Raw genomic sequence first — 15,223 nt, 5'->3', positions numbered from 1 at the left:
CGAACGATAGGCCGCGTTCGCGCCGCCCGTGCCGAGAACGCCAGACCCTCAGCGGCGACGGTATTCCAGCTCTGGCCGGCCGCCACGCCCGTATCTCGGTGCCCGCAGCACCTGCCCCGCCTCGGCCAGGTGCTCCAGGTAGCGGCGTGCCGTGACGCGCGAGGCCCCGACGCGCTCGGCGACCTCGGAGGCCGAGAGGGCGGCGCCGGCCTCGCGCAGCGCGGCGACCACCTGACGCATGGTCTCGGCGCTCATGCCCTTGGGCAGCGCCGCGGAGTCGGTGTCGCGGGAGGAGCGCAGCGAGCCGATCATGGCGTCGACGTCGTCTTGGGCCAGCTCGCCGCCGTCGTCGAGCCGAGCATGCAGTCCGGCATGGAAGGCGGCGTACTGCTCGAGTCGAGCGCGGAACATGCGAAACGTGAACGGTTTGATCAGGTACAGCACGACGCCCTGGGCGACAGCGCGCCGCACGACATCGGCGTCGCGGGCGGCGGTGACGGCCACGACGTCGCAGAGGTGACCCGAGGCGCGCAGCCCGTGCAGCAACGAGAGCCCGTGTGTGTCGGGGAGGTTCATGTCGAGCAGCAGCAGGTCGACCGGGTGCCCCTCGGCGCGTTGCGCCTCGAGCAGCCGCACCGTCTCAGCGGCCGACCGCGCGACGCCGGCCAGCGTGAAGCCGTCGAGGCGCCCGACGTAGGTGGCGTGCGCCGCGGCCGTGCGGGCGTCGTCCTCGACCACCAGCACCGACACCCGCTCAACGGGCTCGCTGCCCTCGGACCCGCGGGCCTCGGATCCGCTGCGCTCAGGCACGCGGCACCTGCACGATCAGCTCGGCCCCACCGAGGTCGCTGCGCTCGACGACGAGGTCGCCGTCATGGCTCCGGGCGACCTGGAGCACCAGGGCGAGGCCCAGGCCGCGACCGCTGCCAGGTTCGGCCTTGGCGGTCCAGCCGCGCGCGAGCACCGTGTCGGCATCGGACGCCGAGAGCCCGGGTCCGCTGTCACCCACCGCGATGCTGGCGCCATCCGCCCCCTCCGAGAGCCGCACCCGCACCCGTCGCGTCGGCTGGCCGGCTACCGCGTCGAGCGCGTTGTCGACCAGGTTGCCCAGCAGGGTGACGAGGTCGCGCGGGGTCAGGCCGAGCGCCTCGGGGTCGCTCAGCTCGCCCTCGACGACCAACTCGGCGCCACGCTCGGCGGCGTCCGCGTTCTTGCCGAGCAGCAACGCGGCCAGCACCGGGTCGCCGACGGCGCCGACGAGCCGGTCGGTCATCAAGCGGGCCACCTGCAGCTCCTCGGTGGCGAAGTCGATGGCCTCCTCGGTGTGGCCGGTCTCGACGAGGGAGACCACCGTGTGCAGCCGGTTGGCCGCCTCGTGGCTCTGCGAGCGCAGCGACTCGGTGAGGCCGCGCACGACGTCGAGCTCGCCCGTGACCGAGCGCAGCTCGGTGTGGTCGCGCAGCGTGACCACGGAGCCCACCTCGCGACCCTCCCACGATGCCGGAGCCGACGACACCAGCAGCATCCGGTCGCCCGCGAGGTAGAGGTCGTCGCTCTCGCGGTGGCCGCCGCGGGCGGCGGCCACCAGTCCGGGCGGCAGGTCGAGGTCGGCCAGGTCGCGACCGAGCACGTCGTCGGGTAGGTCCAGCAGGCGCCGCGCCTCGTCGTTGACCAACTGCACCCGCCCCTCGCCGTCGAGCAGCAGCAGCCCCTCGCGCACGGCGTGCAGCACCGCCGAGTAGTACTCGTACATCCGCGTCATCTCGGCCTCGCCGAGTCCGTGGGTCTGTCGGCGCAGTCGTCGCGCCAGCAGCCACGCACCGAGCGCTCCCACCGCCAGGACGGCGAGAGCCGCGACGCCGATCGTCACCAGGTCGCGGGTCAGGGCGTCGTCGATCGCCGTGATGGTGATGCCCACCGAGACCAGGGCGCGCACCCGGCCGTCGTCGTCGGTCACGGGCACGACGGCGCGCATGGACGGGCCGAGCGTGCCGGTGTACTGCTGGGTGAACACCCCGCCCTCGGGGGCGTCGCCGAGGTCGCCGACGAACGGCTTGCCGATGTTCTCGGGGGTCGGGTGGCTGTAGCGCGTGCGGTCGAGCGCCATCACGACCACGAAGTCGACATCGGCGTCGCGGCGGACCTCCTCGGCGAAGGGCTGGATCCGCCGGCTCGGGTCGGTCGTAGCGAGAGCCCGGCGGACGTCGGGGGAGTCGGCGACCGCACGGGCCACGGAGACCGCCCGTTGGGTCGCGGCGCCGCGCGCGTTGGCCCGCGCGTCGAGGGCGGCCAGGCCGAGGGAGACGAGCACGAGCACGAGTACCACCAGGAGCTGGAGCACCAGAACCTGGCGTGCGATGGAGAGGCCCCTGCTCAGCCGACGACCCGGAACGTGCACGTGGCGCATTCTGCACCCCGGCCGTCCAGTCCGTCCGGGCCGAACCGGCCGTGAACTCAACGACCACAAAGGTGACGTGGCTCACATCATGGGGTGCAGTGGGTGCATGAGTACCTCTGCTGCCACTGCGAAGACGCCGGCCTCGGCGCCCGGATCGCGCACCCACTACCTCTACATCGCCGTGCTCGTGGCGGTCGGCCTGGGCATCCTCGTGGGGCTCGTGGCTCCCGATGTCGGGGTCGAGCTCAAGCCGCTCGGCACCGGGTTCGTGGCGCTGATCCGCATGATGATCCAGCCGGTGATCTTCTGCACGATCGTCATCGGTGTCGGCTCGGTCGCCTCGGCGGCCAAGGTCGGCAAGGTGGGCGGGCTGGCGCTGGTCTACTTCCTGGCGATGTCGACCGTGGCGCTGGCCATCGGACTGGTCGTCGGCAACCTCATCAAGCCCGGCGACGGCCTGGACCTCACCGAGAGTGTCGCCGCCTCGGGCGCCGCCCAGGCCACCGATTCGGGGTCCACCACCGACTTCGTCCTGGGCATCATCCCCACCTCGATGTTCTCGTCGGTCACGAGCGGGGACGTGCTCCAGACCCTGCTCGTCGCGCTGCTCATCGGGTTCGCACTCCAGGCGATGGGAGAGGCCGGCAAGCCGGTGCTCCGCGGTGTCGGCCACCTCCAGCGCGTGGTCTTCCGGGTGCTCGCGATGATCATGTGGGTGGCGCCGGTCGGTGCCTTCGGTGCCATGGCCGCGGTGGTGGGGGAGACCGGTATCGATGCGCTGAAGAGCCTGGCCATGTTGATGCTCGGCTTCTACGTCACCTGCCTCCTGTTCGTGTTCGTCGTGCTCGGTTCGATCCTGCGGCTCGCCACCGGCGTCAACGTGCTCTCGCTGTTCCGCTACCTGGGGCGCGAGTTCCTGCTGATCCTCTCCACCTCGAGCTCGGAGTCGGCCCTGCCGCGGTTGATCGCCAAGATGGAGCACGCCGGCGTCGACAAGCCGACCGTCGGCGTGGTCGTGCCGACCGGGTACTCGTTCAACCTCGACGGCACCGCGATCTACCTGACGATGGCCTCCCTGTTCATCGCCGAGGCTCTCGGCGACCCGCTCAGCATCGGCGAGCAGATCTCGCTGCTGGTCTTCATGGTCGTGGCCTCGAAGGGTGCCGCCGGTGTCACCGGTGCCGGCCTCGCGACCCTGGCCGGTGGCCTCTCCTCGCACCGTCCGGAGTTGTTGGACGGCGTGGGTCTCATCGTGGGCATCGACCGCTTCATGTCGGAGGCCCGGGCGCTCACCAACTTCGCCGGCAACTCGATCGCCACCGTGCTGGTCGGTCACTGGACCGGCAGCCTCGACCGGGCCCGTCTAGACGCAGTGCTCGCCGGCGAGCTGCCCTTCGACGAGACCACGATGCTCGACGAGGGCGGTGACGCCGAGACCGCGCACGCGGCCCCGGCCGCCGTCTCAGCCGGTTGAGCCGGATCCCGCCTGCCGGCCCGAGCCCGTCGCGTCGCTCACGAGCCCGAGCGCGGTGCCCACGGCTCGGGCCAGCAGCTCCGAGTACTGCCTGGTGACGTGGTAGGCGTCGCGGTAGACGACGGTGTCGTCGTTGACCGCGGGGCACGCCTGGCGGGTGCAGAGCAGCTGCACCACCGGCACGTACGTCGCCCCCGCCTTGTCGGCGGTGGCCTCCTCCGCGGCGTTGTGGGCGTCGAACACCGCCTGTTTGCGCGGGGTGCTGCACGCGCCGACGTCGCTGCGGTGGGTGGCCATGCACACGGAGTTGTCCTCGAGCGGATAGCCGATGTCGCCGAGCACCGTGACCGCGGCGCCGGTCTGCTCCATCGCCTTGATGGTGCGGCCGAGGGCGGCGTCCCAGACCGAGTCGACGGTGTCATTGGGTAGCCACTCGCCCTTGGTGCTGGTGAACGTCCCGCCGGGCACCTCGTCGCCGTCGGGTCCGACATAGGCCCAGCCCTTGAACGCTCCGGTGAGGATCACCTGCTCGGGGGCGAGCTGTTGCACCAGGGGCACGACCGACTGCTTGAACGCGGTGCACTCGCCGTAGGCGCGGTCGTCGGTCGGGTGCCACGGCTCGACGCCGAGCAGCGGCGCGCAGCCGTACTTGGTGAAGACCGCCAGGCGGAAGCCCTCCTGGGAGGCCACCGCCGATAGGGCGGGCATCCACATCGCGCCGTGGGAGTCCCCCCAGAGCACGACGGTACGCGAGCTCGAGGTGTCGCCGAGGAAGCACAGCGTGGCCTGCGTGACGCCGTAGTCGCTGTCGCACGTCTCCTGGTCGGGAGTGAGGGATCCGGCGTTCGCGATGTCGTCGATGGGTGGTGCGAGGTCGGCGGGTGGAGAGCTGAGACGCAGGGCGGCGGGAAGGTCCGCCCGGACGGCCTTCGCCGTGGGCAGGTCGGCCAGTGCCACGTTCTGCGAGCCGCTGTACTGCACCCGGTTGAGCTGCTGCACGCCCAGGGTCACGACCAGCCCCGTGACCACCAGGGCGGCACCCAGGCCGAGGGCCCAGGGGGTGCGGCGGGCGAGCACGCGGGAGTGCCGCACCGGGTTCTCCAGCGCCACGTACATCACGGTCGCCGCGCCGAAGGCTGCGAGCAGGAGGGCGATCCGCATCGGAAGGTCGACCTGCCAGCGCAGAGCGGGCAGCACGAGGAAGGGCAGGTGCCAGAGATAGAAGCCGTAGGAGCGCAGGCCCACGAACCGCATCGGTGCCGAGCCGAGCACCCGAGCGATCGCGTGACCGGGCGAGAGGATGCCGGCCACCACGACCGTGGTGGTTCCGAGCACCGGCACGAGCGCCCAGGCGCTGGGGAAGGGAGTGTCGGAGGTGAAGGTGAAGGCAGCCACCGCCATGGCGGCCAGGCCGGCGAGGGCCACGGCCGCGCCGATGGCGGGCGCGTGTCGAGTCAGGGGCGGACGACGGCGCAGCGTGACCGCGGCCAGGGCGCCGATACCCAGCTCCCAGGCGCGGGTGAAGGGGGAGAAGTAGGCGGCGGTCGGGGAGGAGTGCGTGTAGGTGACCGAGAACCACAAGGAGACCGCGCAGATGAGGGTCATCACGCCGGCGACCAGCCAGCTGCGGTGCTGGCGCGCGTAGCGGGTGAGCACGGCGATGCCGAGCATGAGCACGGGCCAGACGACGTAGAACTGTTCCTCGACGCCGAGCGACCAGTAGTGCTCCAGGGGCGAACCGAAGCCGCCGCGGTTGAAGTAGTCGACGCCGCTCGCCGCGAAGTGGATGTTGGCCAAGAAGACCGACGCCCACGCGCCGTCGGCCGCGGTCCGGTTGCCCAACGAGGCGCCACCGAGCAGGTAGGCGATCGCGACGGTCGTGACGGTGACCAGCGAGGCCGCGGGCAGGATGCGGCGCACGCGGCGGGCGTAGAAGCCGCCGATGGAGACGCGTCCGGTGCGGTCGGCCTCGTCGTCGAGCAGGCCGGTGATGAGGAAGCCGGAGAGCACGAAGAACACGTCGACGCCGATGTAGCCCCCACCGAATCCGGGCACGTCGGCGTGGTTGAGGGCGACGAGCACGACCGCGATGGCGCGCAGGCCCTCGATATCGGGGCGAAAGGCCGGCTTGGCCCGGGCGGCGCCCGCCTTGGCCAGGCAGTGCGGACAGGTGCGCCGGTGCCGGTCGTCTCGTTGCCGGGTCGCTGACAACGGCTCGAGGGTCGTGGTCATGCCACCGGGGTGGTGCGGGCGACGACGGCGGCCAGGTCGCCGCCGTCGAGGGTGCCGAAGACGCCGTCGTAGCCGGCGCCGAGCCGTGAGGCGCAGAAGATGTCGGCGACCTCGGCCGGCGCGAACCGCACCAGGAGCGCCCCCTGGAGCAGCAGCGCCATCCGCATCGCCAGCCGCCGAGCGCCGCGCTCCATCGCCTCGGGCTCGCCCATCCACGCGCCCACCAGGGCGAGGGTGTCGTCGAGGTAGGCGTCGAAGCGATCGTCGGCGCCCCGCGCCGCGCCCACCTCGGTGAGCCAGGCGTCGAGCACCTCGGGCTCACGGCTCAGGGCCCGCAGCACATCGAGGGCGTTGACGTTGCCGGAGCCCTCCCAGACCGAGTTCAGCGGTGCTTCGCGGTAGATCAGCGGCATGCCGGACTCCTCGACGTAGCCGTTGCCGCCGAGGCACTCCAGTGCCTCGGCGGCCAGCGGTGCCACCCGCTTGCTGACCCAGAACTTCGCCAGGGGCAGCCCGATGCGGCGCAGGGCCGCCTCGTGGGGGTCGTGCGGCGCGTCGACGGCCGCAGCGAGTCTCATGGCCAGGGCCGTGGCCGCCTCGGACTCGACGGCCAGGTCGGCCACGACGTTTTGCATGAGCGGTTTGTCGGCGAGCACGCCGCCGAACGCGGAGCGGTGCGCGACATGCCACGACGCCTCCGCGACGGCGCGACGCATGAGCGAGGCGGAGCCGAGCACGCAGTCCAGGCGCGTGGCGGCGACCATCTCGATGATCGTGCGCACGCCCCGACCCTCGTCGCCGAGCCGGATCGCCAGCGTGCCGTCCAGCTCGAGCTCGGAGGAGGCGTTCGACCGGTTGCCCAGCTTGTCCTTCAGCCGGACGACGTCGAGGGCATTGCGCGACCCGTCGGGCAGTACCCGCGGGAGGACGAAGCAGCTGAGCCGGTCGTGATCGTCGCCGGCCTGCGCGAGTACGAGGAACACGTCGTTCATCGGCGCGGAGGTGAACCACTTGTGGCCGCGCAGGGCGTACCACTCGCCGGGGTGGTCGGCGAAGCCGTCGGTCGGGGTGGCGATGGTGCGGTTGGCCCGCACGTCCGAGCCGCCCTGCTTCTCGGTCATGCCCATGCCAGCCAGCGCGCCGACCTTGTCGGTCAGCGAGCGCAGGCCCGGGTCGTATCGACGCGACGCGAGCAGGGGGGTCCACTCCTTGGCCAGCGCGTCGTCGGCGCGAAGCGCGGGCACCGCGGCGTAGGTCATCGACACCGGGCAGCCGTGGCCCGGCTCGGTCTGCGACCACGCGAAGAAGCCCGCGGCGCGGCGCACGTGGGCGTGCGCGGCGCCGTCGGCCTGCTCCTGCCAGGGTGTCGCGGCGAGCCCGTGACCGATGGCGCGCTCCATGAGCCAGTGCCAGGACGGGTGGAAGGTCACCTCGTCGACGCGGTTGCCGTAGCGGTCGTAGGGCGTGAGGCGCGGCGTGTTCTCGTTCGCCAGCATCCCGTGTTCGCGCGCCTCGGCCGTCCCGGCCTCGGCGCCGAGACCCACCAACGAGTCCAGCGTGGCGGTGTCGGCGTGCCGGAGCACGGCGTCGGACAACGCGGCATCGGAGGTGACCACGTTGTGGCCGGCGAGCAGCGGTGCCTGGTTCGTCACGGTGCGCAGGTCGTGGCGCCCCGTCTGCGGTGTGGGCATGCGCACCACGGTAGTCGGGCGCGGGCCCCACGTCGCCCTGGCACGGGAGGTGGTCCAGTAGGTTCGCTCCGTGAGCTCGAGCACCCCCTCCCCGCAGCGCCGTGGCAGGGATCTGATCAGCTTGCCCGAGCGGGTGCGCTCGCCGTGGTACGAGCTGGTGCGCCGGCTCGCCTTGGCCCTCTTCATCCTGGTCGGCACGGTGCTGCTGGTCTACCTCGACCGGGACGGCTACGTCGACAACGCCGATCCCGGCTCGGGTATCAGCGTGGTGGACTCCATCTACTACACGACCGTCACGCTGAGCACGACCGGATACGGCGACATCGCGCCGGTCGCCCCGCACGCCCGGCTGATCAACGCGTTCGTCATCACGCCCGCCCGTATCGCCTTCCTGGTGCTGTTGATCGGCACCACCTTGGAGGTGCTCGCCTCGCAGGGGCGCGAGGCCTTCCGGATCTCACGCTGGAGGAACAGCATGTCCCACCACGTCGTCGTCATCGGCTACGGCACGAAGGGTCGCAGCGCCGTGGAGACCCTCGTGGGCAACGGCACCGAGCGCGGCCAGATCGTCGTGGTCGATCCGAGCCCACTGGCCATGCAGGAGGCCCACAGTGACGACCTCGCGGTCATCACGGGCGACGCGACACGGCGCGAGGTGCTCGGCCGGGCCGGGGTGGCGGACGCCGAGCAGGTCATCATCACCACCGACCGCGACGACACCAACGTGCTGGCCACCCTCACCGTGCGCCAGCTCAACCCCGACGCGTGGATCGTGGCGGCGGTGCGTGAGCAGGAGAACGCGCCGCTCATGCGCCAGTCCGGTGCCGACTCGGTCATCACCTCCTCCGAGGCCGTCGGCCGGCTGCTCGGCCTCTCGACGGTCTCCCCGATGCTCGGCTCGGTGATGGAGGATCTGCTCACCTACGGCGAGGGCCTCGAAGTCGCCGAGCGCGACCTGCTCGTCTCGGAGGTGGGCCGCCAGCCGCAGCAGGTGCCCGACCAGGTGATCGCCGTCGTGCGCGACGAGAAGGTCTACCGCTACTTCGACCCCGTGGTCACGCAGCTGGCGCGCGGCGATCGACTCATCGTGGTGCGCCCGGCCCGCGAGCTGCCCTGGGCGCCTCGCCCCGGCACCCACGGGGAGGAGTCCTCCGCCGAGGAGTGAGTCCTGCGGTGGTTGAGCCGTGAGGAGCGCCAGCGACGAGCGCGTCGAAACCCGGTGACTGTGAAGGCAACGCTGCTTGGAGGCTTCCGGGGTTTCGACACGGGACTCGGCTGGCGCCTCGCCCGGCTCAACCACCGGAGAGCACGGGACTCGGCTGGCGCCTCGCCTCGGCTCCCACGGCGAGGTCGTGCGGTGGTTGAGCCGTGAGGAGCGCCAGCGACGAGCGCGTCGAAACCCGGTGACTGTGAAGGCAACGCTGCTTGGAGGCTTCTAGGGTTTCGACACGGGACTCGGCTGGCGCCTCGCCCGGCTCAACCACCGGAGAGCACGGGACTGGGCTGGCGCCTCGCCTCGGCTCCCACGGCGAGGTCGTGCGGTGGTTGAGCCGTGAGGAGCGCCAGCGACGAGCGCGTCGAAACCCGGTGACTATGTAGGCAGCGCTGCTTGGAGGCTTTCGGGGTTTCGACACGGGACTCGGCTGGCGCCTCGCCCGGCTCAACCACCGGAGAGCACGGGACTGGGCTGGCGCCTCGTCCCGGCACCCACGGCGAGGTCGTGCGGTGGTTGAGCCGTGAGGCCGTTCACGGCCGAGCGCGTCGAAACCCGGTGACTGTGTAGGCAACGCTGCTTGGAGGCTTCCGGGGTTTCGACACGGGACTCGGCTGGCGCCTCGCCCGGCTCAACCACCGGAGAGCACGGGACTGGGCTGGCGCCTCGCCCGGCTCAACCACCGGAGAGCACGGGACTCGGCTGGCGCCTCGCCCCGGCTCAACCACCGGAGAGCACGGGACTCGGCTGGCGCCTCGCCCCGGCACCCACGGCGAGGTCGTGCGGTGGTTGAGCCGTGAGGCCGTTCACGGCCGAGCGCGTCGAAACCCGGTGACTGTGAAGGCAACGCTGCTTGGAGGCTTTCGGGGTTTCGACACGGGACTCGGCTGGCGCCTCGCCCGGCTCAACCACCGGCGGCGCGATCAGCGACGAGTCGTGTTCGAACGAGTGTGCGATCATGGCGCGCATGGCTGGTGGCGGGTACGACAAGCACCTCCGCGGTGTGCCCCTGGCCGAGCGTCGGCGGATCGGCGGACCCGCAGCACATCGCGTGGCGCCGTCCCAGTCGTGTCCGGCGCGGCACTGCTGGGTCTCCGACGCCGTGGACGGCGAGGGGGAGAAGCGCCCGGGGCTGCTGCTGGAGTGGCGTCGCGCGGGCTCCGGGGCAGACGTCGCGTGGCAAGGGCTGGTCGTGTACGCCGCGCGGGTGCGTGCCCACGAGTGGGGGCTGGTCGAGGAGTGGTTGCCGGCCGATCGGCTGGCCCCGGCGTGAGACGGCCGTCACGCCGCAGGATCTGAAAACTGTAACGTGTTCTCATGCTGACCGAGCTGCCCGAGTCCGGGTTCAACCTCGCCAGGGTCTTCACCACGATCGCCGCCGCCGTGCCTGACCAGGAGGTGCTGGTGCAGGGGGAGCGCCGCTACACCTACGAAGCCCTGGCCGACGAGGTCGACGCCCTGGCCCGGTTCCTCGCCGCACGCGGCCTCGGGTGCACGACGGAGCGATCGCAGCTCGGCGGCCACGAGTCCGGGCAGGACCACCTCGCGCTCTACCTCTACAACTGCCCGGAGTACCTGCTGGGCATGCTCGCGTCGTTCCGCTCGCGCGTCGCGCCGATCAACATCAACTACCGCTACGTGGCCGAGGAGCTCGCCTACGTGCTGCGTGACTCGCGCTCGAAGGTGCTGGTGTTCGCGTCGTCCTTCGCGGCGGTGGTGGCGCAGGTGCGCGACCACCTGCCCGACCTCGAGGTGCTGGTGCAGGTGCCCGACGGGCTCGACGGCGAGCCGCCGGCCGACCTGCTGCCCGGCGCCATGTGGTACGCCGACGCCCTGGCGGAGGGTCGCGCGGCCGACATCGCTCTGCCCGAGCCCGCGGGCGACGATCTCTACATCGTGTACACCGGGGGCACCACGGGCATGCCCAAGGGCGTGCTGTGGCGACAAGACGACATGTTCGTCACCTCGATGGGCGGCACACCGTTCGGCAGCAACGAGCCCTACACCTCCTACGACCAGCTCGTCGATGCCGCGGTCACAGCGGGGGGCGGGATGCGCTTGATGATGGCGCTGCCGTTCATGCACGGCGCAGCCCAGTGGTCGACCTTCCACATCATGACCGGTGGCGGCTCGATCGTGCTGGCCGAGAACCCCCGCGCCTTCGACGCGCCGGCCGTGCTCGCCACGGCGTCTCGCGAGAGGTGTGTCAGTCTGCCGGTCGTGGGCGACGCGATGGTGCGCCCGATCATCAAGGCGCTCGAGCAGGGCGAGTTCGATCTGAGCGGTCTCGCGGCGATCAACAACGGCGCCGCGCCGCTCTCGGCCGCGGTGCGTGACCGGCTGCTCGAGCTGTTGCCGCACATCATGGTCATGGATGCCGCCGGTGCCTCCGAGACGGGCCTGCAGATGAGCTCGTTGACGATGAAGGGCATGGACGCCGAAGCGGGCACCTTCACACCGGTCGCCTCGACCGTCGTGGTCGACGACACCAAGAGCCGCGTCGTCGCACCGGGCGGTGACCACGGAGAGTCCGGCAGCGGTTGGCTCGCGCAGCGCAAGCGGGCGCCACTGGGCTACCTCGGCGACGCCGTCAAGACCGCCGAGGCGTTCCCGACCATCGGTGGCGAGCGGTTCGCCGTGCCCGGCGACCGGGCCGAGATCCTGCCCGATGGCCGGATCCACCTGCTCGGCCGCGAGAGCGTCACCATCAACTCCGGTGGCGAGAAGATCTTCGCCGAGGAGGTCGAGGGCGCGGTGGGTGCGCACCCGGCCGTGCTCGACGTCCTCGTCGTCGGCCGACCCTCCGAGAAGTGGGGCGCCGAGCCGGTGGCCGTCGTCTCGCTCGACGAGACCGCCGGTGAGATCTCCGACGAAGCCCTGCTCGCGGTCGCCTCGGAGCGGATCGCCCGCTACAAGCTGCCCAAGGCATTCATCCGGGTGCCCCACGTGCAGCGATCGCCCTCGGGCAAGGCCGACTACGCGTGGGCCAGGGCCCAGCTCGGCTGACGCAGCGCGCCGTTGTGCGTCAGCGCGCCGTCGCGCGCGTGAGGAACGCGACCTGGTGGCGCAGGGCCGTCTCGTGCCACTCCTGGCCGGGCCACACGTCGAAGTGGTCGCACGGATAGTGGTGCACGTGGGCGCGCGCCGAGAAGGCGACCTTCGCCGCCGCGTGCGGTGGCGCGCTGCGGTCGAAGTCGGCGATCTGCACGAGCACGGGGCAGGTGAGCTGCTTGGCGGCCTTGGCGGGCGCGCGCGTACCCAGCTCGAAGCTGACGTCGGCGTCGATCTCGTTGACCCACGTCGGCCCGGCGATCGAGAGGTAGCTCTCCAGGGCGCCGTCGAGGGTCATGGCGCCCGGCCGGCCGGGCGGGGCCACGATGGGCATGGTCACGGAGCCGGCGCCACGCCGGGCCGAGACTCGGCTGCGCAGGCCGTCGGCGGCGGCGCGGGCCATGGATCCGGGGGAGTGGTGCTTGAGGGCGTGCCGGGCGGCAGCTCGTCCGTCGACGATGGGTGTCATGCTCACCACGGCGACGACGTCCTCGCGTTCGGCGGCGACGCGCAGCACGTGCCCGCCCGAGAGTGAGACCCCCCACAGCACCACGCGTGCCGGGTCGACCCCGGGCAGCCGTCGTGCCGCCTCGACGGCGGCTCGGTAGTCCGCGACCTGGTCCTCCAGACGCACCCGTTGTCTCGGTGTGCCCTCGGAGGTTCCGAAGCCGCGGTAGTCGAAGGCGAGCACGTCGAGACCGGCGCGGGCCAGTCCCTCGGCGAAGGGCGCCAGGCCGGAGTCCTTGGTGCCGCCGAGGCCGTGGGCCATGACGACGACCGGGCGACCGGAGTCGGTGGCGAGGGCGGATCCCTCACCGGTGAAGTGCCACGCCGAGCAGGCGGCGCCGGCGGAGTCGAAGGTCAGCTCATCGTGCTTCATGCGGTTCCCTCTGCTGCTGGGTGCGGGTCTGATTCCGGGTCCATGTCCGGGTCTGTTTCCGGGCCCATGTCCGGGTCCGGCTCCGGGTCCGGGAGCGGCGCGGATGCGGGGTCGGGGGAGTAGATCGTGCGCAGCCAGATGGAGGCCACGGTGTCGAGCAGTCCGGCACGGTCGACGCTGCCCTGCACGAGACGCTCGATGGCGCGGTCGTTCAGCTCGAGCAGCATGGTGGCCAGCAGCGTCGCGTCGGCCCCCGCCGGCGCCTGGCCGGCCTGCCGCTCGGCGTCCACGACGCCGGCGAGGTGCTCGACGAAGGAGAGCCGCTGGGCATCCCAGACGGCGCGTACGTCGGCACTGCTGGCCCGCGCCTCGAGGGTGGCTCGGACGAGGGGCGCGTGGTCCTCGACGGCGGCGAAGAGTCCGTCGAGCATCGAGGTGATCCGGGTCAGCGGAGCGACGGCGAGGTCATCGAGTCGGTGGGCGGCGGCGAGCGCGTCGGCGTAGGTCTGCTCGGCGAGTGCGGTGACGGCGGCGGCCTTGTTGTCGAAGTAGAAGTAGAAGGCCGATCGCGTCACGCCGGCGCGCCGCGAGATGTCCGCCACGTTGACCGACTCCAGGTCGGAGGACTCCGTGAGCAGGTCGCCCAGCGAGACCAGCAGGGCGGCGCGACGCTGATCGCCCTTGGGAAGGATGCCGGAGGAGACCGGTTCGGCGGTCACGAGACGAGGGTGCCCGCGCGCCGTAGGCCGGCGGGGAGTTCCTTGGCGCGCAGGTCGTGCTCGTAGATGAAGTAGTCGAGCTGCTGGGTGTGCCGGGGTCGGTCGAGCATGTGGCCGGTGTACCGGGCTTGGTCGTCGTCGATCGCCTGCTCCATGGCAGCCGGGGTCGGCAGCGCGTAGCGACCGATCGCGTACGCAGCCATCAGCCGGGCCTGGGCCTCCACGAACGGGAACAGCGTGGGGGTCGACTGGGCGAAGCCCATGAACACCGCGTCGCGGCGGGCGGGATCGGTGAGGAACATCCGCTTGAAGAGCCGGAGGTGGTTCTCCGGCGCGGAGATCACGTCGTGGTCGAAGAACGGGAAGGTGATGTTGTAGCCGGTGGCGTAGATGATGACGTCGAACTCGGCGCTCGTGCCGTCCTCGAAGTGCACGGCGCTGCCGTCGAGGCGCGAGATGTTGACCTTCGGCGTGATGTCTCCGGACCCCAGGCGCAGGGGTAGCTCGATGGACTGGGTCGGGTGCGCCTCGAAGAATTTGTGGTTCGGCTTGGGCAACCCGTACAGCTCGGGGTTCGAGCCGGTCATGAACTGCATCTTCTGAGCCGCCCAGCGCTGCCACTTCAGCGGCAGGTACGGGGTGGTCACGTAGTACTTGTCCGCCGGCAGGCCGTAGGTGTACTTCGGCACGATCCAGGCGCTCGACCGGGTCGACAACGTGACCTCGTTGCGCAGCGACTTGCTGGACAGCTCGACGGAGATGTCAGCAGCCGAGTTGCCGATGCCGACGACCAGGATGCGCTTGTCCTTCAGGTGCAGCGGCGTCTCGGGGTCGATGTAGTGGTGGGAGTGGAAGGACTCTCCGGTGAACTCGCCGGGGAACTCGGCGGTGCGCGGATCCCAGTGGTGTCCGTTGGCCACCACCAGCAGGTCGACCTCCCTGGTCTCGCCACTGTGCAGGCGCAGCGTCCACCCACCGCCGGGCCGCGGGTCGGCGTGCTCCACGCCGTTCTCGAACTCGATGTGGCGCCTGATGTCGAAGGCATCGGCGTAGTCGTCGAGGTAGGCCTTGATCTGGGTGTGGTGTGGGAAGTCGGGGTAGGACTCCGGCATCGGGAAGTCCTTGAACGACAGCCGGTGCTTGGAGGTGTCGATGTGCAGCGAGCGATAGGCGCTGGAGTGGCCGTTCGGGTTACCGAAGGCCCAGTTGCCCCCGACTCGGTCGGAGGTCTCGTAGCAGGTGTACTCGACGCCGTAGTCGTTGAGCATCTTGCCGGAGGTCAGGCCGGAGATGCCGGCGCCGATGACGGCGGTGCGTGGGTGGCTCACCCGGTGACCGTAGAGCGGGGAGTTGACACGCGTCAAGAGAAACCTGACAGGTGTCAAAAAGTGACCTACTGCACTAGGGTGCCACGCATGAAGACGCGACTGAGCTGCCCGTGCGGCGAGAACATCAAGGGCGAGAACGAGGACGACCTGGTCGAGAGGACCCAAGCCCACCTCGCCGAGAAGCACCCGGACATGGAGTACGGCCGCGACGAGATCCTCTTCATCGCCACCTGACGC

The 15,223-nt window shown here is 71.1% G+C and carries 12 protein-coding genes; 5 read left to right on the top strand and 7 right to left on the bottom strand.

The genetic code is table 11. The features are described from left to right. Positions 1-48: 48 nt before the first annotated feature. Positions 49-810 (bottom strand): response regulator, encoded by a 762-nt coding sequence (locus ISG29_RS11190; RefSeq protein ID WP_194503489.1) that lies wholly within the window; start codon positions 808-810, stop codon positions 49-51. Continuing rightward, on the bottom strand, positions 803-2,398 hold the full coding sequence (locus tag ISG29_RS11185) for a sensor histidine kinase (protein WP_328828813.1): 1,596 nt from the start codon (positions 2,396-2,398) through the stop codon (positions 803-805). The genes ISG29_RS11190 and ISG29_RS11185 overlap by 8 nt, the downstream gene beginning before the upstream one ends. 106 nt (positions 2,399-2,504) lie before the next feature. Between ISG29_RS11185 and ISG29_RS11180 the strand changes: the two genes are divergently transcribed. After that, positions 2,505-3,872 carry a cation:dicarboxylate symporter family transporter gene (locus ISG29_RS11180; RefSeq protein ID WP_194503487.1) on the top strand — a complete coding sequence of 456 codons (1,368 nt, stop codon included), beginning with the start codon at positions 2,505-2,507 and terminating at the stop codon, positions 3,870-3,872. On the opposite strand, the gene ISG29_RS11175 is transcribed toward ISG29_RS11180, so the two are convergent. Beyond that, the gene (locus tag ISG29_RS11175; RefSeq protein ID WP_194503486.1) at positions 3,861-6,104 is read right to left on the bottom strand and encodes an acyltransferase family protein; all 2,244 of its coding nucleotides are present in this window, start codon (positions 6,102-6,104) and stop codon (positions 3,861-3,863) included. The two genes, ISG29_RS11180 and ISG29_RS11175, sit on opposite strands and share 12 nt — an antisense overlap. Beyond that, a complete protein-coding gene (locus tag ISG29_RS11170) occupies positions 6,101-7,795 on the bottom strand; it encodes an acyl-CoA dehydrogenase family protein (RefSeq protein ID WP_194503485.1) in 1,695 nt (564 codons plus the stop codon). Before ISG29_RS11170 ends, ISG29_RS11175 begins: the two co-directional genes overlap by 4 nt. Positions 7,796-7,865: 70 nt before the next feature. Between ISG29_RS11170 and ISG29_RS11165 the strand changes: the two genes are divergently transcribed. The 3 genes from ISG29_RS11165 (at position 7,866) to ISG29_RS11155 (ending at position 12,014) form a co-directional block, all read left to right on the top strand. Next, positions 7,866-8,960, top strand: a complete 1,095-nt coding sequence (locus tag ISG29_RS11165) for a potassium channel family protein (protein ID WP_194503484.1) — start codon at positions 7,866-7,868, stop codon at positions 8,958-8,960. 1,006 nt (positions 8,961-9,966) lie between these two features. Further along, a complete protein-coding gene (locus ISG29_RS11160) occupies positions 9,967-10,281 on the top strand; it encodes a hypothetical protein (protein WP_194503483.1) in 315 nt (104 codons plus the stop codon). Positions 10,282-10,325: 44 nt separating this feature from the next. Continuing rightward, positions 10,326-12,014, top strand: a complete 1,689-nt coding sequence (locus ISG29_RS11155; protein ID WP_194503482.1) for an acyl-CoA synthetase — start codon at positions 10,326-10,328, stop codon at positions 12,012-12,014. Between the two features lie 19 nt (positions 12,015-12,033). Here the strand turns inward: ISG29_RS11155 and ISG29_RS11150 are convergent, their stop codons facing one another. From ISG29_RS11150 to ISG29_RS11140, 3 genes are read right to left on the bottom strand one after another with little or no spacing between them, the layout of a single operon-like run. Beyond that, on the bottom strand, positions 12,034-12,939 hold the full coding sequence (locus tag ISG29_RS11150) for an alpha/beta hydrolase (RefSeq protein ID WP_194503481.1): 906 nt from the start codon (positions 12,937-12,939) through the stop codon (positions 12,034-12,036). Next, the gene (locus ISG29_RS11145) at positions 12,936-13,658 is read right to left on the bottom strand and encodes a TetR/AcrR family transcriptional regulator (RefSeq protein ID WP_207792987.1); all 723 of its coding nucleotides are present in this window, start codon (positions 13,656-13,658) and stop codon (positions 12,936-12,938) included. The genes ISG29_RS11150 and ISG29_RS11145 overlap by 4 nt, the downstream gene beginning before the upstream one ends. Then, complete coding sequence (locus tag ISG29_RS11140) at positions 13,655-14,986, bottom strand: flavin-containing monooxygenase (protein ID WP_194503480.1); 1,332 nt, start codon at positions 14,984-14,986, stop codon at positions 13,655-13,657. Before ISG29_RS11140 ends, ISG29_RS11145 begins: the two co-directional genes overlap by 4 nt. An 87-nt stretch (positions 14,987-15,073) precedes the next feature. On the opposite strand from ISG29_RS11140, the gene ISG29_RS11135 reads away from it, so the two are divergent. Then, positions 15,074-15,220, top strand: a complete 147-nt coding sequence (locus ISG29_RS11135; RefSeq protein ID WP_194503479.1) for a DUF1059 domain-containing protein — start codon at positions 15,074-15,076, stop codon at positions 15,218-15,220. Positions 15,221-15,223 lie beyond the last annotated feature (3 nt).

Source organism: Nocardioides acrostichi, assembly GCF_015319165.1.
GTDB lineage: Bacteria > Actinomycetota > Actinomycetes > Propionibacteriales > Nocardioidaceae > Nocardioides > Nocardioides acrostichi.
Note: the sequence above shows the minus strand (reverse complement) of the source record. Positions and strands in the feature narration are given on the sequence as shown.